This window comes from Novosphingobium terrae (assembly GCF_017163935.1).
Classification (GTDB): domain Bacteria; phylum Pseudomonadota; class Alphaproteobacteria; order Sphingomonadales; family Sphingomonadaceae; genus Novosphingobium; species Novosphingobium terrae.
Genome location: NZ_JABVZR010000001.1, coordinates 3,737,708 through 3,756,437, shown reverse-complemented (window position 1 = coordinate 3,756,437; position 18,730 = coordinate 3,737,708). Strand labels below are relative to the sequence as shown.

General features: G+C 63.9%; 17 protein-coding genes. 15 read left to right on the top strand and 2 right to left on the bottom strand.

Annotated features, from left to right (window positions below; genetic code table 11):
- The first annotated feature begins 12 nt into the window (after positions 1-12).
- From HGK27_RS16780 to HGK27_RS16760, 5 genes are all read left to right on the top strand, one after another.
- Positions 13-507, top strand: coding sequence for a UPF0262 family protein (locus HGK27_RS16780; protein WP_206242009.1), 495 nt, complete (start codon positions 13-15; stop codon positions 505-507).
- Between the two features lie 5 nt (positions 508-512).
- A complete protein-coding gene (locus HGK27_RS16775) occupies positions 513-1,259 on the top strand; it encodes a glycoside hydrolase family 25 protein (RefSeq protein ID WP_322099041.1) in 747 nt (248 codons plus the stop codon).
- A gap of 8 nt (positions 1,260-1,267) precedes the next feature.
- Entirely contained in the window at positions 1,268-1,726 is a 459-nt protein-coding gene (locus HGK27_RS16770; protein WP_206242007.1) for a cytidine deaminase, read from the top strand.
- Between the two features lie 95 nt (positions 1,727-1,821).
- A complete protein-coding gene (locus HGK27_RS16765) occupies positions 1,822-2,790 on the top strand; it encodes a hypothetical protein (RefSeq protein ID WP_206242005.1) in 969 nt (322 codons plus the stop codon).
- 110 nt (positions 2,791-2,900) lie between these two features.
- Positions 2,901-3,164 (top strand): hypothetical protein, encoded by a 264-nt coding sequence (locus HGK27_RS16760; RefSeq protein WP_206242003.1) that lies wholly within the window; start codon positions 2,901-2,903, stop codon positions 3,162-3,164.
- A gap of 314 nt (positions 3,165-3,478) precedes the next feature.
- On the opposite strand, the gene HGK27_RS16755 is transcribed toward HGK27_RS16760, so the two are convergent.
- The gene (locus HGK27_RS16755) at positions 3,479-4,627 is read right to left on the bottom strand and encodes a M14 family metallopeptidase (protein WP_206242001.1); all 1,149 of its coding nucleotides are present in this window, start codon (positions 4,625-4,627) and stop codon (positions 3,479-3,481) included.
- Positions 4,628-4,668: 41 nt separating this feature from the next.
- A complete protein-coding gene (locus tag HGK27_RS16750; protein WP_206242000.1) occupies positions 4,669-5,433 on the bottom strand; it encodes a DUF4136 domain-containing protein in 765 nt (254 codons plus the stop codon).
- Positions 5,434-5,643: 210 nt separating this feature from the next.
- Here HGK27_RS16750 and galE point away from each other — a divergent pair, with 210 nt between their 5' ends.
- From galE to HGK27_RS16700, 10 genes are all read left to right on the top strand, one after another.
- Positions 5,644-6,648 carry a UDP-glucose 4-epimerase GalE gene (gene galE / locus HGK27_RS16745; RefSeq protein ID WP_206241998.1) on the top strand — a complete coding sequence of 335 codons (1,005 nt, stop codon included), beginning with the start codon at positions 5,644-5,646 and terminating at the stop codon, positions 6,646-6,648.
- Positions 6,649-6,776: 128 nt separating this feature from the next.
- Positions 6,777-6,902, top strand: coding sequence for a type B 50S ribosomal protein L36 (ykgO, locus tag HGK27_RS16740; protein ID WP_008069451.1), 126 nt, complete (start codon positions 6,777-6,779; stop codon positions 6,900-6,902).
- A 136-nt stretch (positions 6,903-7,038) separates the two neighbouring features.
- Positions 7,039-7,674 carry an HAD family hydrolase gene (locus tag HGK27_RS16735; protein ID WP_206241997.1) on the top strand — a complete coding sequence of 212 codons (636 nt, stop codon included), beginning with the start codon at positions 7,039-7,041 and terminating at the stop codon, positions 7,672-7,674.
- A gap of 234 nt (positions 7,675-7,908) precedes the next feature.
- Positions 7,909-8,661, top strand: coding sequence for a peptidylprolyl isomerase (locus HGK27_RS16730; protein WP_241127251.1), 753 nt, complete (start codon positions 7,909-7,911; stop codon positions 8,659-8,661).
- Positions 8,662-8,810: 149 nt separating this feature from the next.
- Positions 8,811-9,572, top strand: coding sequence for a WecB/TagA/CpsF family glycosyltransferase (locus tag HGK27_RS16725; protein WP_206241996.1), 762 nt, complete (start codon positions 8,811-8,813; stop codon positions 9,570-9,572).
- A 58-nt stretch (positions 9,573-9,630) separates the two neighbouring features.
- Positions 9,631-12,048, top strand: coding sequence for a hypothetical protein (locus HGK27_RS16720; protein ID WP_206241995.1), 2,418 nt, complete (start codon positions 9,631-9,633; stop codon positions 12,046-12,048).
- A gap of 563 nt (positions 12,049-12,611) precedes the next feature.
- Positions 12,612-13,199 (top strand): polysaccharide biosynthesis/export family protein, encoded by a 588-nt coding sequence (locus tag HGK27_RS16715; protein WP_206241994.1) that lies wholly within the window; start codon positions 12,612-12,614, stop codon positions 13,197-13,199.
- Positions 13,200-13,261: 62 nt separating this feature from the next.
- Complete coding sequence (locus tag HGK27_RS16710; protein WP_206241993.1) at positions 13,262-14,662, top strand: outer membrane beta-barrel protein; 1,401 nt, start codon at positions 13,262-13,264, stop codon at positions 14,660-14,662.
- A gap of 63 nt (positions 14,663-14,725) precedes the next feature.
- The gene (locus tag HGK27_RS16705; RefSeq protein ID WP_206241992.1) at positions 14,726-16,846 is read left to right on the top strand and encodes a GumC family protein; all 2,121 of its coding nucleotides are present in this window, start codon (positions 14,726-14,728) and stop codon (positions 16,844-16,846) included.
- A 229-nt stretch (positions 16,847-17,075) separates the two neighbouring features.
- The gene (locus tag HGK27_RS16700) at positions 17,076-18,539 is read left to right on the top strand and encodes an O-antigen ligase family protein (RefSeq protein ID WP_206241991.1); all 1,464 of its coding nucleotides are present in this window, start codon (positions 17,076-17,078) and stop codon (positions 18,537-18,539) included.
- The last annotated feature ends 191 nt before the right edge of the window (positions 18,540-18,730 follow it).

The window sequence follows — 18,730 nt, the reverse complement described above, 5'->3', positions numbered from 1 at the left end:
CAGGCTGACTCTATGGACCAGCCAACCGGCCAGCCGCGCATCAGCCATATCGAGCTTGATGAGGCCAGCATCCTCAAGCGCAACGCCGATATCGAGCAGGAACGGCGCGTGGCCATCTTCGATCTGATCGAGGAGAACAGCTTCAAGCCCCTGCGTGCGTGGGAGGCCGGTCATCAAGGCCCCTACCGTCTGCGCATGGCCGTGGAGGATGGTCGGCTTTCAATGGAGCTGTCGGACGAGGGCGGGCAGCAGCTGGAAACCTTCATCCTCGCCCTGGGCCGCCTGCGCCGCCCGATCCGCGACTATTTCGCCATTTGCGAAAGCTATTATCAGGCCGTGCGCCGCGTCTCCGCCGAAGAGATCGAGACGATCGACATGGCCCGCCGCGCCACCCACAATGAAGCCGCCGGCCTGCTGATCGAGCGGCTGGAGGGCAAGGTGGAGACCGATTTCGCCACTGCCCGTCGCCTGTTCACGCTGGTCTGCGTGTTGCATCTGCGGGCGTAAGCGGCATGGCAAAGAGCATCAGCAGAACTCGCCAGCGCAAGGCGGGTCGTAAAGCGTCGACAGGCTGGTTCACCCGCCGCATGCTGTGGCGCTGGCTGGGCGCTCTGGTGCTGCTGGCGATGATCGGCGGCGCATGGAGCTGGTGGTCGATGCGTCACTGGATGCCGCCGCGCTCCACCTATGGCGTGCAGGGCGTGGAGATCGGGCAGGAAGATGGCGACATCGACTGGACGGCGGTGAAAGCCATCGGCGCCGATTTCGCCTATATCGATGCCTCGGCCAGCGCCTTTGCCCGCGATCCCAATGTGGTGCACAATCTGGATGGCGCGCGCGCTGCCGGGCTGCAGGTGGGCGCGGTGCATCGCTATGACCCCTGCCAGCCCGCCGACAAGCAGGCCGCCAATTTCGTCACGGTGGTGCCGCGTGATGCCAAGATGCTGCCGCCCGCCGTCTCGCTTGACGATGTGGCGGATCACTGCCCGGTGAAGGTTTCCGACGCCGCCGTGGTCAGCGAATTGATGACCTTTATCAACCAGATCGAGACTCACACCGGCAAGCCCGCAATCCTGAAGGTCAGCGCGGCCTTCGATGCGCGCTATCATGTCGCGCGCGGGCTGGACCGCAATCTCTGGGTCGAGGGTGATCGCTTCGCCCCCGATGTCGGCCGCCCCTGGGCGATGTGGACGGCCAATCACGCACTGGCCAACAATGCCGGCGAAACGCCGCTGCGCTGGGTCGTGGTGCAACAATAGGAATGACGATGAAGAAGCATCCCACCCTCACTGTCGATCAGGCCACGCTGATTGCCGCCGCGCGTGATGCCTCGGCGCGGGCCTATGCGCCCTATTCGAAGTTCCATGTCGGCGCGGCGCTGGCCTTTGCCGATGGCAGCGTGGTGACCGGTGCCAATGTCGAGAACGCCTCCTATGGCCTCGCCCTCTGCGCCGAGACGGTGGCCGTGTCCAAGGCCATGGCCGATGGCGTGCGCGGCGGTCTGATGGCGGTGGCCGTGATCGGCGGCACCCCCGGCGAGGATGGCGCGGCCAGCCCCGGCGCGGCCCCGGTTACGCCCTGCGGTCGCTGCCGTCAGGTGCTTAACGAGATCGCGCAGCTGGGCGGCACCGATCCCGTGGTGTGGAGCCTTGGCGCTGACAGCGTGGTGGAAATGCGCCTGTCAGCCCTGCTGCCTCACGCCTTCGGGCCGACCCATCTGGGTTAGCCCGCACACTCGATCGGGTCGCGGCTCGCCCGTTGCTTGACCATGCCGCGATTCACGCGCAATTCCGTGGCAGGCAAGCTGATGGGGTGGCGCAAATGGGGCGTTTTCTTGCGGGCATGGTCGGGCGATCGGCGTATCGGGTGATGGGCGCGGCATGGCTGCTGGCCGGGACTGTCGCGAGTGCCCAAGCCGCCGCCGATGTTCAGGCTGCCGCTGCTTCGGCGCCTGATGCTCAGGCCCCTGATGTTCACGCCACCACCAAGCCCAAGTCCGGGCTGGACCCCACAAGCATCGTCGTCACCGGCAATCCTGAGCGCAAGGCCGTCATCAAGCGGATGACCACCGCCCTCTCCCGCCAGCATGACCGCCAGCTGGCCCGTTTCGACGGCGAGGTCTGTTTTCAGGTCGGCGGGCTAAACGCGCCCTATGACCGGATCATGGCCGAGCGCATGGAGCAGGATGCCCGGGACGCCGGGGTAGCAGTCGGCAAGCCGGGGTGCCGCCCCAACATCGTGGTGGTGCTGGCCGATCATGTGCAGGGCGAACTCGAAAGGCTGGCCAGGGAAGGCCATACGGCGATCAGTCTCGGCCTTGAGGACAAGGATCTGAAGCAATCGGCGCAAGGTCCCGGCCCCGCCTATGTGGTCACCGTCACCGAACAGCGCAGCCGCGACGGCAACCGCCTGTGGGCGGGCAAGATGGGCGATCTGGGTGACCGGCCCATGATGATCGTCCATGATGCCTCGATCATCAATCCGCCCACGCGGCAGGATATTGTTACCGTGCTGGTAGGGATAGAAACTGCGGCCACCATGGGCAAGACTCTGGCTCAGCTGGCCGATTATGCCGCGCTGCGCTCGCTGGCCGATATCAAGGGCGCGGCAGCCGTGGCAGGGGCAGAGCCAACTATTCTGGGCCTTTTCAATGGATCGCCCGGGATCATGGAGCTGACCTCCTATGACCGCGCCTATCTCAAGGGGCTCTATCACGGCCCGGCGGCGGTGACGGCGACAACCCGCATGCATGAAATTGTGACAGCGGCCACGCACAAACCTGCTCAGTAAAGCTACCTGACCCCACGATCCGGGCTTGGTTACGGATCACCGGCTAGGTCTGAAACCGCTTAATTCTGCCGTTTTTGCGCCGTTCTGGCCTCCTGCGAAAGGAGTCTTGCATGAGCTACGCCGTCAATGCCGTCACAAGCGACGGACCGGTTAATTATCAATCCTCCTCGGTCGCCGCGGTGCGGGTTGATATTGTGGCGGTGCGCCAAGAGGGTGCCACCACCGTCAACCTGTCGCATGATGGTAAGCCCATCGCCGAAGCCCAGCTTGCCGATCTGGCCAGCAGCGCTGCCACCACCACAACGGTGGCCAGCGCTGTTGCCGCCAGCCCGGCAGCCGCTGCCCTCGGCAGCACCGTGACAACCTATGCCTGAGGGGTTCAGGCGGCGTTTACGCGCCGTCTGAACCTTTTTGGGGTTTTCGCATCAAGGTCTGGAATGAAGGGATAAAGTGCGAGGGGGTTACCCCCTCGCGCTCCCATTCCGTCTCCCGACGAAGCGGCGGTGATGCCGAATCCTTTCGCACCAGCTCTCCACCTGCGCAAGGCAAGGCGCCGCAGGCAGGTTGTCCTTTAAAGCCTGCGGCGCGGCCAGCTGAGCGCAAGGCCGAACCCGTGGCGCAACGTAGACAAACCCGGGAGCGCAAGGGTGTAACACCCTCGCATCACACCTGTCTTCCTGCCTGAACCTCAGGCCGAAGCCGGAACGTCATGCACCCATTCGGCCAAAGCCGCGATGCAATCCTCGCCCAGCCGCATCGAGCGCTCCGCGCTCCAGCCTTGCAGCGTATCGGGCAGGGGGTCATGCTCCTTGAAGGGCATTTCCAGCGTCATGGCCACCGCGCCGAAACGCTCGGCCAGCTGGTTGGTGGACATGGTGAGGTTGGCCTTGCCCGCGGGCGCCTTGGGATAGCCCAGACGCGTCTGGAAATCGGGCGTGCGGCGGTCGAGCAGCTCGATATAGCGGTCATAGCCTGCCTGCTGGCCGGGGCGCAGCGAGGGGATGCCGTCGAAACCGGCCATGAAGACGGCGGCAATGGCCTCGTCGCCATGGACATCCATCGCGAAATCCACGCCGGTGTCGTCCATGGCGTTGCGGATGGCCAGCACCTCGGGGCTGCGCTCGGGCGAGGGCTCGTGCCATTCGCGGTTGAGGTTCACACCCACCGCATTGGTGCGCAGATGGCCGCGCACCGAGCCATCGGGGTTGGCGTTGGGCACGATGTGGAAGCGGCAACGCTGGCGCAGCAGGCGGGCGTGAGGGTTGGCGGGGTCGGCCAGCGCTTCAAGGGCGCCTTCCATCCACCATTCGGCCATGCTCTCGCCGGGGTGCTGGCGGGCATAGAGCCACACTTCCAGCGGGCCCTCGCCCACTTCGAGGCAGTCGATCGACTGGCCATCGAGGCTGTGGCCCAGGCAGCGATAGGCAAAGCCGGGCTGGGCGGCCATTTCGCCGATCAGATCGTGGTGCCGTTCCATCGAATAGGGCGTGAAATAGGCGAACCAGGCAATGTTGCTCTCGGCCTTATAGGTGATGGTCAGCGTGCCACCGTCTTCGGCGGCGCTGTAGGTGGTGTCGGCGCGGGTCCAGAGGCGGCGGTCGGTCGAGACGCAGGCGCGGTAATGCGGCCAGCCGCCGGGATAGGCGCTCGCTTCCAGATTGGTGATGCGCAGCGTGATGGTGCGCCCCGCGATGCCGGTGGCGCGGAAATGGAACCACTGGAAGAAATCGCTGTCCTGATCCTGATGGATGGCCAGGGTCAGCGTGTCACCGCTCTGCCGAAGCAGCTCGATGTTGCCGGAGTCGAAATGGGCGTCGATCGCGATGGGCTGGGTCATGTTGCTCTCGATAGAGCGCGGCCCGTCCGCTGTGAAGGGGTTCATCCGGCTGAAGGGGCAGGTGGTGCCGCAGGGGCGGGGACAGGTACGGGCGCGGCAGGATGCGGATTCTGCGGGAATTTGGCGAAGATCGCGGCGGCCAGGCGGTTGGCGATCTTTTCATCGGTCCAGTGCGAATCGCCCTCACGGGTGGCGATGCGGGCGCGGCCCTCGAACAGGGGCTTGCCGGTGGCGCGGTCGCGGATGCGCAGGTCCAGCCGCGTTTCGATCAGCGCCCCGCGCGGCTTGCTGGCATCGTAATTGAGCGCCACGCCGAAGCCTGAGCCATAGTTGGAGACGCCTGCCTCCATCTCGCCCGAGATCGGGCTGTGCTTCTGCTCGGCGGGGACCAGTTCGTCATGGATGATGCCGATTTCGGTGATCTGGCCGCCATTGGGATCGCGCGTGACCGTATCATAGCCCGATTTGGCGAGCTGATCGATGACGGCGGCCTCGAAAGTGGCTTCCTCCCGCCCTTCGCCCATCGAGCCGGACATGGCGGTGATCGTCACATGGCCGCTGCCCAGCAGGTTTCCTGCGTCGGGGGAGGGGAAGCCCTCGGCGTCCAGCTTGCCCTCGCGATCGTCGCGGGTGGAGGCGGCGGCATAGCCGCGCCCGCCGAAACCGCTGCCAAAGCCGCCGTAACCGCCGCCATATCCACCCCAGCCACCCCAGCCTGGCTGGGCACTGGCCGTGCCGACGATCGACAGGGCCAGCATGGCGGCGCTCAGCGACAGGCGGAATGAGGGATGGGCGGAAAAGGTCATGAGAAACTCCGTGAGCGCCAGTCTGCGGTGGCGCAACCGCTGCGTCGCGCTTTCAGCGCTAGGCCCTTAGGGCTTTCTGAAGGATGAACCTGCCAAATGCATTCAGGGTGGATCAGCATGATACCGCAATGCGGCATAAGGGCTGGACCGTGGGTTTGGGCAGGGTATGAACAGACATCGGCTGCAAGTCCGCGCTATAAAGGGATGGATATGAGCAAGAAGGTTCCGGTGCTGGTCACAGGTGGCGCGGGCTATATCGGCAGCCATGCCGTGCTGGCCCTGAAAGACGCCGGCTGGGATGTGGCGGTGATCGACAATCTGACCACCGGCTTCACCTTTGCCGTGCCCGAGGGCGTGCCGCTCTATCAGGGCGATATCGAGGATGGCGCCCTGCTGGCCCGCATCTTTGCCGAGCGCGGCATTCAGGCGATCATGCATTTCGCCGGATCGATCATCGTGCCCGAATCGGTCGAGGACCCGCTGAAGTATTATCACAACAACACTGCCAAGAGCCGCGCCCTGATCGATGCGGCGGTGAAGGGCGGGGTGAAGCACTTCATCTTCAGCTCCACGGCGGCCACCTACGGCATCCCCGAGGTCTCGCCCGTGACCGAGGACAGCCCCAAGCAGCCGATCAACCCCTATGGCATGTCCAAGCTGATGACCGAGATCATGTTGAAGGACGTGGCGGCGGCCCATCCGCTCAACTTCTGCGCGCTGCGCTATTTCAACGTGGCGGGCGCCGATCCTCAGGCGCGCACCGGGCAGAGCACGGCAGGCGCCACGCATCTGATCAAGGTGGCGGTGGAAGCCGCGCTGGGCAAGCGTGAGAGCGTGGGCGTCTTCGGCACCGATTTCGACACGCCTGACGGCACCGGCGTGCGTGACTATATCCATGTCAGCGATCTGGCCGCCGCCCATGTGCTGGCGCTGGAAGGGCTGATCGACCAGCCCGAGCGTTCGCTCACGATGAACTGCGGCTATGGCACGGGCTTCTCTGTGCTCGATGTGCTGGATGCGGTGGACCGCGTGACGAACCGCAAGATCGAGCGTGTGCTGCAGGGCCGCCGCGCGGGTGACCCCGATTCGCTGATCTCGGACAACAGCCGCATCAAGGCGACCGTTCCCTGGGTGCCGCAATACGCCGATCTGGATGTGATTGTGCAGCACGCCCTCGCCTGGGAGCGCCGTTTGACCGAGATTCGCGAGGGTTGATGCTTTGACGGGCCGGGGAATTGCCTTCCCGGCCTTGACTTCCACCGCTGCGCCCCTTATCGGCCCGGCTTCAATTTCCGGCGGACAGAATCAGTAAGACTGGTCGCCCCACGACAAAGAGACGACCCATGAAGATTCGCAACAGCCTGAAGTCGTTGAAGGACCGTCATCGCGATAACCGCGTGATCCGTCGTCGCGGCCGTACCTATGTCATCAACAAGACGCAGCGTCGCTTCAAGGCCCGCCAGGGCTGAACGCGACAGGCGGGTGATCTGCCCGCCTTTGCCGTCTGATGCGCTTGCCAGCCCGCTGTTGCCCCGATCCGGGTGACAGCGGGCTGGCGGCGTTTGGGCGGTCCTCTCTTTCGCTTCCGTAAAACAGGATGCTTTCATGACCTCGCAGACTTCCACCACCCAGCCCCATGTGGTGGTGTTCGACATCGGCCATGTGCTGACCGACTGGGATCTGCGCCGGCTCTATGAAAAGCTGATCGACGATCCCGAAAAGCTCGACTGGTTCCTGAGCCATGTGGTTACGGTCGCCTGGCACTTCGAGCATGATGCCGGCAAGCCCTTCGCCCAGATGGTGGCCGAACGCAGCGCGCTCTATCCCGATCAGGCCGAGCTGATCGAGGCCTATGCCGACCGCTGGATCGAAAGCATCCCCGGCCCGATCCCCGGCACTCCCGCGCTGGTCGACCGGCTGGCGGCACGCGGTGTGCCGCTCTATGCCATCACCAATTTCGGCGTGGAAGCCTTCGACCTCTTCCGCCCGACCATGCCGCAGCTTGAGCATATGCGCGATATCGTCGTCTCCGGGGAGGAGAAGATGGTGAAGCCGAATGACGACATCTTCCATCACGCGGCAGAGCGTTTCGGCCACGCGCCAGCAGAGATGCTCTTTGTGGACGATAACGCCGCCAACATCGCCACGGCGCAGCGGCTGGGGTGGCATACGCATCATTTTGTCGGCGGGGCGCAGGCTCTGGAGGCGGATCTGGTGGCAAGAGGGTTATTGGAAGGGTGAAAGGGAAGGTGCGAGGGGGTTACCCCCTCGCGCTCCCATGACGTCTTCCGACGAAGCGGCAGTGGCTCCGCATCGTAGTGCCTAACCTCTCCACCTGCGCAGCCTAAGGCGCCGCAGGCAACTGATCATATCGACGCGAGGTTGAGTCGGCGGTTTCAAAGCCTGCGGCGCGGCGACGTTGCTCCAAGGCTGAACCCGAAGCGCAACGTAGACATTAAAGGGAGCGCGAGGGCGATGGCCCTCGCATCTTTCTCTTATTATTCTTCAGCCATGCTGAAACGAATCGCCCTTCTCGCGCTGATCCTCGCCACCCCGCTGACGGCTGCCCCCGTCCGGCATGCCCCTGCACAGGCGGCCCAGCCCAAATACGCTCCGCCCCCTGCGATCCAGCTTCAGGATGTGGAGCATGTGGTCATCACCACCGATCAGGGCGAGATCGTGCTGGAGCTGGACGGCAAGCACGCGCCGATCACCACGCTCAACTTCCTGCGCTATGCCCAGAGCAAGCGTTTTGACGGCATTCTGTTCTACCGCGCGATGCATCTGCCCTGGGGCACGCCACCCAGCGGGCTCATTCAGGCGGGCACGCAGGGTGATCCGCGCCGCCTGCTGCCGCCCATCGCGCATGAGCCGACCACGGTGACGGGCGTGCATCACAAGGCCGGGGCGATCAGCATGGCGCGCTATGCGCCGGGCACGGCGACGGGGGACTTCTCGATCCTGCTTTCGGACATTGACGGGCTGGATGCCAATCCGAAGGCTGACAGCGAGGATGACCGGCAGGGCTATGCCGCTTTTGGCCATGTGGTGAAGGGCATGGATGTGGCGCGCCGCATCTTCGACGCGCCGCTCGATCCGGAGAAGGGCGAGGGTGTGATGAAGGGGCAGATGCTTGCCCAACCGGTGAAAGTCATCACCGTGCGGCGTTGGGAAGGCGCGTGGCCGGATCAGGCGCCGGCTGCGGGTGCCGCGCCCTCGGCGCCCTAAGCTTTTGATGAAATGGCCGTTTGGCGTGCCCCTGCTGCGGCGGGGCGCTGCCGCTTGGCTTGGCAAGGGCTGCGGATCGCAGTATCATTTTACATCAGCGTCCTGATCGTGAGTGGCAGGGAGAAGCGGTTCGTGTCTGGTGAAATGAGATGACCGCGCCCACGCAGACCATTGGTGGCCTGCCCGTCACCAAGGCCAATTGCGAGCAGCTTTGCTCCATCATGCTGGATGATGTGCGCGCGGCGCGCGGGGGGCAACTGGCGCTGCCGCGCTTCGTCACCTCGGCCAATGGCAGCGTGGTGGCCAGCTATCATGCCGATCCGGCGCTCAAGGGCGCGATCGACCGGGCGGACATCGTCGATGCCGATGGCATGCCGCTGGTCTTTGCCAGCCGCCTCTTCTGCCGCGATCCGCTGACCGAGCGCACCGCGACCACCGATTTCCTGCTCGATGCCGCCTCCATGGCCGCGCGTGAGGGCATTCGCTTCTATTTTCTGGGCGCGCGGCAGGGGGTGGCGGCGCGGGCCGCCGACTATCTGCGCAGTCGCTATCCCGATTTGCAGATCGTGGGCGTGCGGCATGGCTATGTCTCCGACGGCGATATTCCGGCGATCTGCGCGGCGGTGCGCCGCTCGGGCGCGGATGTGCTGTGGGTGGGCATGGGCACGCCGCGTCAGGAGCAGTTCGCTGTGAAGGCGCGGGAGCATCTGGCGGGCCTGGCCTGGATACGCACCTGCGGCGGGCTGTTCGATCATTATGGCGGCGGCGTTTCGCGCGCCCCGCAATGGATGCAGGCGACGGGGCTGGAATGGCTCTATCGCGCCGCGCGTGAGCCTTTGCGGCTTGGCGTGCGCTATCTCGTGACCAATCCGCGCGCGGTTTATCACCTCGCCACCAAGACGCATGACTGACCGGATACTGCCGGTCTTTCACGCAGCTTCCTTCCACAGACAGACTGTCAGGGGTCCGATGACGACGACACGCAGCCGCCGCAACATCAGCTATGATCAGTTCACCAAGCCGCGCCGCAAGCGCAAACGCTGGCCATGGCTGGTGCTGGGTTTTGTCATCCTTGGTGGCGCGGGGGCTGTGGGGGCGTTTTTCTATTCCTCTCAGGCGCAGGCGGCCCATCATGCGCCGCCGCCCGCTTTGTCCACTGCGGGAGGACCCGTGGCGGATGAAACCTATCAATGGAGCCATGTTGCCATCGGCGGCGGCGGCTTTATCACCGGCCTGGCTTTCGATGCGGGCGGCAACACGATGGTGGCGCGCACCGACGTCTATGGTGCCTATATCTGGTCGCCTCAGGCCGACCGCTGGGTGCAGTTGATGACGGCTTCGGCCATGCCTGCCGCAGACCGGGTGCAGGGCACACAGGCCTCGGGCGTTTATGAGATTGCGGTGGCGCCCTCGCGGCCCGATCGCATCTTTATGGCGGCCAAGGGCCATGTCTATCGCACGGACGATCGCGGCGCGCATTGGGTGGGCAGCAGCACCATCTTCCCCGAAGTGTGGGACGCCAACAGCGCCTTCCGCACCAATGGGCCTTTCCTGACGGTGTCGCCGACCAATGCCGATCTGGTGTTTCTGGGCACATCGAGCGGGTTGTGGCGCTCGACCAATGGCGGGGAAAGCTGGCAGCGCGTCAGCTCCGTGCCGGCCAGCGAGGATCGCGACAAGGCCACGCCCGGCCTTCAGGCCCCCGGCACGCAGATCTGGTTCGAGCGGGGCGAGGGCGGCAAGCCCAGCGGGCGGATTTTCGCGCTGGCCTCGGGCCATGGCATGTATGTCTCGCAGGATGGCGGGGCCAGTTTCAACACGCTGCCCTCGGTCGGCGCGCAGCCGATGACGTTGCGGCGCGGCACCTTCGACCGTCATGGTGCCTTCCTTGGCGTGGATGATGTGGGCAAGGGCGTCTGGCTCTATCGCGACGGGCGCTGGCACGATCTGACGCATGAGGCGGGCCTGCCGATGCTGCCCTGGACGGCGGCGGCCTCCAACCCGCAGGCCGATCAGCTGGTGATCTTCGATCAGAGCGGCGATGGCTATCAATCCACCGATGGCGGCAAGAGCTGGAACCATGTCTCGCATTCCGCCAAGGTGGGGGCGGGCGATCCGCCATGGCTGAAAGTGTCGGACGCGTCCTATTTCTCCACCGGCGATGTGCAGTTCGATCCCAAGGTGGCCAACCGCCTGTGGGTCGGCGGCGGCACCGGGCCCTTCTATGCCGATTTCCCGCCGGGGACGTCTGCGGTCGAGTGGGTCAGCCAGGCACGCGGCATCGAGGAGCTGGTGACCAATGATGCGATCCAGGCGCCCGGCCAGTCGCCGATCTTCGCGGGGTGGGACTTTGGCCTGCATGTGAAGGATGATCTCAACGCCTTCTCCACCACCTTTGGTCCCAATGAGCGCGGGCTGATGTCGGTGCAGCAGATGGACTGGTCGCCTGCCGATCCGAAATTCGTGGTCAGCAATGCCTCGGACGCGCGCCATTGCTGTTCGGAGGATGGCAATGCGGTGATGGCCGGCACCAGCACCGATGGCGGGCGGACATGGACGAAATTCGCCAGCCTGCCCACGCCGCCGGGCGAGAAGGATGATGATCCCTGGCGCATGTCTTACGGGGCCATCGCGGTGTCCTCGGGCAACATCGACAACATCGTCTGGGAGCCTTCGGACAACCGCACGCCCTTCTACACGATGGATCGCGGCAGGACCTGGAGCCCGGTGCGTCTGCCCGGCGAGGTGGGCCCGAAGACCGGCTCCTTCCCGCATATGTGGCAGCAGCGCAAGACGTTGACCGCCGACAAGACCGAAGGCGGGGTCTTCTACCTCTATCACAGCGGCGAGGCGCCCAACATCGGCCTGCAGGGCCTGTGGCGCAGCCGCGACGGCGGCGCCAGCTGGAGCCGCGTCTTTGCCGGAGAGATCGCCCCCTCCAGCGGCGAGACGGCCAAGCTGCGTTCGGTGCCGGGCCATGCCGGGCATCTCTTTTTCACCTCCGCCGTGGCGGGGGGCGCTGACACCGGATTGCGCCGCAGCAGCGATGGCGGGGCGAGCTGGCAGGTGGTGGCGCATGTCGATCACGTCGATGACGTGGCCTTCGGCAAGGCCGCCAAGGGCAAGAGCTACCCCACCATCTTCATCTCGGGCCGGGTCGATGGGCGCTATGGCCTCTGGCGCTCGGTGGACAATGCGGGGAGCTGGCAGCAGGTCGCGGACTTCCCGGCAGGCAATCTCGATCAGGTGACGGCGATCGCGGCGGACCCCGATGTCTTCGGGCGGGTCTATATCGGCTATGTCGGATCGAGCTGGGTCTGGGGTGAGCCCGCCCCCTGCAAGACGGCAAAACTGCCCGCTGGCAAGAGCTGCTTCAAGGTCAACTAGAGCATCGCGCGAAAAAGCGGGAACCGGTTTTTCGCGCAAACGATGCGACCATAAAAATCTGGAACCCATGCGTGATTCACGGATCATGCCTTGGTTTTAGAACCGGTTTGGAACATGCGCGTAAGCGTATCATTCAGCCCCGGCGGTGCCCTGAAAGAGGGCATCGCCGGGCGGGCGGCTGCCTTCCGAGCGGCGCGCACCCTTGACCTTGGTGCGAACACCTAAATTTTAATTCATGTTGCAATTGCGAAGGCGGTTGGCCTTTGGGCGCCATCTGTCGTAAAAATGGCTTTCGCAAATAGGTGTTTTGCCGAAGCACAGGGTCAATAAGGTGTGGTTTTTTTATTTGCGCCAAGAATGTGTCTTGGCAAAATTGATTGTTCATGTGCTGACAGAGTTGTAAAAAATAATTTACATTAAATGGATCGGTACTAAATCGACAGAATGGTTGTTTGATTTTTGCGACGAGTTGAGTTCGTCGCAGAATTTGTTTTGTGCCTTGAAGACAGTGATTTGCCTTGATATGCCTATGATCGTTCCGTTTGATTGAAAGGCGTTTTCCGGTGAGGAAAAAGGGTCTGCTGATCTTCTGCTCGTTCGCGCTTTTCGCACTGCAAGGTGAGGCGCAGGCCGGGACCAAAATTCCCACGGTCAACACTGGTGCCCGCTATGAGGGTGGCCAGTCTCTTGCCGAAAGCTATCGGCTGGGCGCTGGTGACAAGCTGAAGGTCAATGTCTTCAACGAACCACAACTGTCGGGTGAGTATCAGATCGGCGCCGATGGCAACATCGCCCTGCCGCTAACCGGCGCGATGGCCGTGCTGGGGGAAGCACCCACCAAAGTGGCGAGCGATTATGAGGGCCTGCTGGGACAGGACTATCTGCGTAACCCCAAGGTGACCGCCGAGGTGACCGCCTATCGCCCCTTCTTCATCGCGGGGCAGGTGCATATGCCGGGGCAATATCCATTCGTGCCGGGCCTGACCGTCTGGAGCGCCATCGCCACCGCGCAGGGGCTGACCCCGCGCGGCCGCGAATCCTATGTCTACATTCGCACCTATGGTGAGGCGGACGAGAAGCGTTACCTGCTGACCCCCGACCTGCGCGTATGGCCTGGCGATACGATTCGGGTCGCTGAGCGCTTCTTCTGATCGGGCTGATTCTTGAGCGGGGAGGGTTCCTGATGATGCGGGGGGTGCCTTGCAAACTCCGCATGCCGCAGCGCAAGGGCCTGCCCGGTTCCGGGCTTCGTCTCAAGCGTCGGGCCGCCGCGTGGAATGGCCTGCTGCTCTCCCCTTCGGTGGGTGTGGCTGCCTGTGTGGCCTCCTGCCTGGGGCATGGCGGCGTGGCGCGCGCGCAAAGCGTGCTGACCCCCTTCGTGGCCTCTCCCACCAGCTTCAACACGCTGATCGTGCCGACGATGGCCCCCGATTTCGCGCGTGACCACAATGTCAGCGTGCTGGAAGAGGCCCATCCCGATTTCGATGCGCCGGGCGCGGCGATCGGCTCTTTCATGCTGCATCCGCAGGCGACGCTGGGCGTGGTGGCGGACAACAATGTCTATGCCTCAGACACCAACAAGCAGAGCGACGTCAGCGGTGTGTTCAAGCCCAGCGCGACGCTGGTTTCGGACTGGTCGCGCCATATGCTGGAGCTGATCGGCAGCGCCGACATCCGCCGCTATGCCACCCAGACCCGTCGCAATCAGGTCAATTGGGATCTCTATCCCATCGGCGAGATGGAGCTGGGCCGCCACCTCGTGCTGCATGCAGAGGGGCGGGTGGGGCGCTATTACGAAAGCCCCTACACCAACGATCTGAGCCCTGACGCTCAGGTTCTTTCCAGTTTCCAGCGCCAGCAGGCGTTGCTGCGGGCCACCTACACCGGTGAGCGTCTCCGGCTGGTCGGCAGCTATGAGCATTCTCATTACAGCTTCGCCAGGCTGGATTTCAACAATGGCGATGTGACCGATCAGTCCTATCGCAACCGCACGATCGACCGCTACACCGGGCAGGCGGAATATGCGCTGTCGCCCAGCTTTGCGGTCTACAGCGCGGTTTCGGCGGACCATACCTATTATCCGGTGGCGCAAAGCGCCTCCAATCCGCCGCAGACCTCCAACGGGCAGACGGCGATGGGCGGGGTCAGCTTCGATCTGGCCGGGGTGATGCGCGGCCAGGTGGGGCTGGGCTATACGCATCGCGGCTATCTCGACACCGCCTATCGCAATGTCAGTGCGCTTTCGGCGCAGGCGAAGGTGGATTTCTTCCCCTTCCAGATGACGACGGTGTCCCTTTCGACCCAGCGGCTGATCCAGGATTCAAGCCTGAGTTCCACGCCCTATATCGACACGCGCGTCATGGCCGAGGTCGATCAGTCGCTGCGGGAAAATCTGACGCTGATCTTCAACGCGGCCCTCGCCGATCAGAGCTACTTCAGCCAGAGCGGCAAGCGCATCGCGCATCTGTTCCAGGGCGCGGTGCGCTATCAGGCCTCGCGCTGGCTCGGCTTCCAGGCCGAGGTCAATTACCGGTCTTCGCGGCCCACGCAGGCGTCGCTGGGGACCTCTTCCGATGGGGTGCTTTTCGGGCTGTCGATGACGGTGAGGCGATGAAACGCGGCTAAGGGATAGTCTTATGGGTGTGCAGATCATTCCTCTGGGCAAGGGTTGGAATTCATGAAAGTCTCCACAGCTTCCTATGAAGCCCGTCTTGCGGATGTCATGGCCAAGACAAGGGATGTGCTGTACCGGCGCTACAAGACGCTGCTGGCCATCACCTTGCTGATCACGCTGGCCGGTGTGGCGATCACCTTTCTGATCAAGCCCTCCTATCAAGGCGTCACGCGCATCCAGATCGACCCCAAGCAGAACCCGCTGGCCCATAACAACCCCGGCGACGCCCAGGCCGATCTGGCCACCGAGGCCATCGAGACCGAAGTGTCGGTGATCAACTCGCTGGATACGGCGCGTGAGGTGGTGCGCCGCCTCAAGCTGGTCAATGATGACGAATACAACACCGATGCCACCAGCAAGCCCGGCCTGACCGAAGAGCAGAAGCTGGATGCCACGGCCACCACGCTGGGCAACAAGCTGGATGTCGCGCGTGAGAAGCTGACCTACATCATCTCGATCAAGGTGGCCTCGCGCGATCCGGAAAAGGCCGCGCGCATCGCCAATGCCTTCTCCTCGGTCTATATGGACACGAAGGTGGGCACCAACATCGGCACGGCCTCCAAGCAGGCCGGTTTCTTCGAGCAGCAGCTCGACCAGATGGGCAATGATGTGCGCGCCGCCGATGAAAAGGTCGCCCAGTTCGGCGCCAAGGCCGGCATCGTGCGCACCAATGACCATACTGAGGAAACCATCACCGATCAGCAGGTCAGCCCGCTCTCGCTGCAGCTGGCCAGCGCGGAATCGGTGGCGGCAGAGGCGCGTTCGAAGCAGATTTCAGCGCAGCAGCAGATCGCTTCGGGCCATCTCGATTCGATCAGCGACGTGCGCAATTCGGTCACGATCCAGGATCTGCGCCGCCAGCGCGCCACGCTGATCCAGACTCTGGGCGAGATGGCCACGCGCTATGGCCCGCGCTATCCCGACTATATCAAGACGAACAAGCAGCTGGCCGATGTCGATGCGCAGCTGGCTGCCGAGCAGGAGCGCGTGGTGCGCTCGCTCAAGTCCGATGCCGATGCGGCGGAGGCCCATGCCGGCAGCCTGCAGGCCAGCATGCAGAAGCTGGTCGACAAGCAGGCGCAGGAAGCGCGCGATTCCGTGACTCTGGCCAGCCTGCAGCGCGATGCGGACAGCAAGCATGCCGCCTATGACCGCATGGCGCAGACCACCATGGATGCGCGCCAGGCGGCACAGAACTCCATCGCTCAGGCACGCGTGATCGATGCCGCCAAGACCCCGATCGACCCCTACTGGCCGAAGAAGGGCTTGCTGATCGCGCTCTCCGTGCTGCTGGGTGCGGGGCTGGGCGTGGTGGTGATCACCGTGCAGGAGCTGATGGTGACCGGCATGATGACGGCGGCTCAGGTCGAGGACGAACTCGGCCTGCCGCTCATCGCCGCGATCCCGCTGCTGCGCGGCACCGACATGCCGGCGGACATGCTGGTCGAAAAGCCGACCTCGCAATTCGCCGAGGCCTTCCGCAACGCCAGAGCCAGTCTCATGGGCGTGAAGGGAGAGCTGGCGCCCAAGGTCATCGCGGTGACCTCGTCCCTGCCCAGCGAGGGCAAGACGACCACCGCCCTGGCTCTGGCGCGCACCATGGCGCTCAACGGCCAGCGCACGGTGATCTTCGATGTCGACGTGCGCCGCGCCCAGCTGCGCAACATCATCGACAGCGACACCACCGGTCCCGGCACGGTGGAGCTGCTGAGCGGCGAGGCCACGCTGGATCAGGCCATTCAGCCCACCCGTCTGGAGGCGCTCAACAGCATTTCGGTGCAGAAGCCCTATTTCACCTCGGACAATCTGTTCGGCACGCAGGCAATCCATGATCTGATCGAGGGGCTGACCGGCCGCTACGATGTGATCATCCTCGATCTGCCGCCGCTGGTGGGTCTGGCCGATGGCCGCTTCCTGGCGGCGCTGGCCGATGCGGTGGTGCTGGCGATCAAGTGGAACGCCACCCCGTCTCAGGCTGTCAGCTCGGCGGTGGGCTGGCTGCGGGCGGATGGCGCCAATCTGGTGGGCGCCATGTACACAATGGTCGATGCCAAGTCGCAGACCTATGGTTCCTATTATTACCATTCGAGCAAATATAACGAATATTACAACGAGAAGCCCTGAGGCGATAAGCTCCGGGCTTGCCGTTGGCGTTGCCGTGCGGAGGCGGCGCTGATGGACGATGGTGGCGGTGCTGGTCCGGGATGTGGTCCCACAGCCAGCACCGTTCGCCGTTCAACTCTTGCCCGGGGGCTGCGGACGGGCGGATGGTTCAGCGAAGCTTTCTGCTGCCTGCTCTCTCGGGCGGCGGGGGCCGATGAAAGGCGCGCGATGACTCAGGTGGTGACGCATCATGGCTGAGGCCGGCACGGCGCAGGATCTGTTCGACCAGCTCGGTTTGAACGAGACGCGCAGGATTCGCACCCCCATCGGCTGGCTGGTCGAAAACCCGGCATGGCGGGTGGTGACGGTGCTGTTTTCCGTGCTGGTGGTGCTGGGCCCCATCATCGCGCTGGAAACCTCTGAAGGCGCCAATGAGGGCAGCCTTCTGCGCCAGCTGGGCTACATCGTCATGCTGATCGCCGCGATTGCGGTGGCAGGCCCCTGGCACAAGGGGTGGCGGGCGCTGGCCGTGCCATGGCCGCTGCTGCTGGTCTTTGCGTGGTTCGCCATCAGCATGCTGTGGTCGATCGCGCCGGGGATCGGCATCCGCCGTCTGCTGCTGACGGCGACGGTGTCCTGGACCTGCATCATCATCGGGCGCGGCGCGGGCTATCAGCAGACCATCGACAATCTGCGTCTGGGCATGGCATTTGCCATGCTGCTCAATTACGGCGCGGTGGTGCTCTTTCCCGAGACGGGTCTGCAGCCGCACAGTGAGAACTGGTCGGGCGCGACGGTGTTCGGCAGCTGGCGCGGGGTGATGACCGACAAGAATCTGGCCGGGGCTCAGGCCGCGATCTGCTTCCTGCTCTTCGTCTTCGACACCAAGCATATGCCCAAAGTGCTGCGCTTTGGCATGCTGCTGATCTCGGGCATCTTCCTCTACAAGACCAATTCCAAGACGTCGGTGGGTCTGGCGGGGATTGCCGCGGTGTTGGGGCTGGTCTATGAGCGGGTGAACTATCGCCTGCGCATCTATCTCATTCCGCTCGGCATTCTCACGGGTGTTGCGGTGTGGATGGGCTTGATGGCCTTCCGCTTCCGCCTGCTGGAGGGCGGCCTCTCACCCCATGCTTTCACTGGTCGCGGCCAGATCTGGGCCGTGCTGATCTATTATGCGCGCGACCATCTCTGGACGGGCACCGGCTTCGGGTCGTTCTGGAACGTGGGCGGGGTCAGCCCGGTGTTCGAATATGGCCATGGTTTTGCCACCACCGTGTCGGTGGGGCATGATGGCTATCTCGATCTACTGGCGGCCACCGGCCTGCCGGGGCTGGTGCTGGGCGTGTTCGCGGTGATGGTCTGGCCGATGGCGCGCATTCTGGGCAGCGAGAAGATCAGCCTGAGCAAGGGCGGCATGCTGTGCGGCATGCTGATGTTCTGTATCGGCCATAATTTCACCGAGAGCAGCCTGCTCGATCGCGATGCGCTGACCGGCGTGATGGCGATGTTCCTGGCCTGCTTTTCCGCCTATTCGCTGCCGACAAAACGCTCAAGCCGCAGTTCTGGCCGCAGTTCTGGCCGCAGCTCTGGCCGGAGTTCTGGTGAAAGCTCCGGCAAATCCCGCCGCAAAGGCAGCGATGGCGGCAGCGCGAAACGGCGTGAGGCCGGGCAGCAACTGTTTGACGAGATCAAGGCGCGCAAAGGCAGATAGTCTGCCCCATGCCATGGTTAACGGATGATGGCTGTGCGCAACTTCGGCTCTTCATGAGCCATTCAGGTTAATTTACGCAAGTTTACGGTGTCTGTTGACAAGGTCCGCCCGACAGGTCAGACCTTGATTGCTGCGGCGCAGCAGATCGCGGTTATCCGGTATTTGCGCCAAAACAGCATAAATAATCGAGT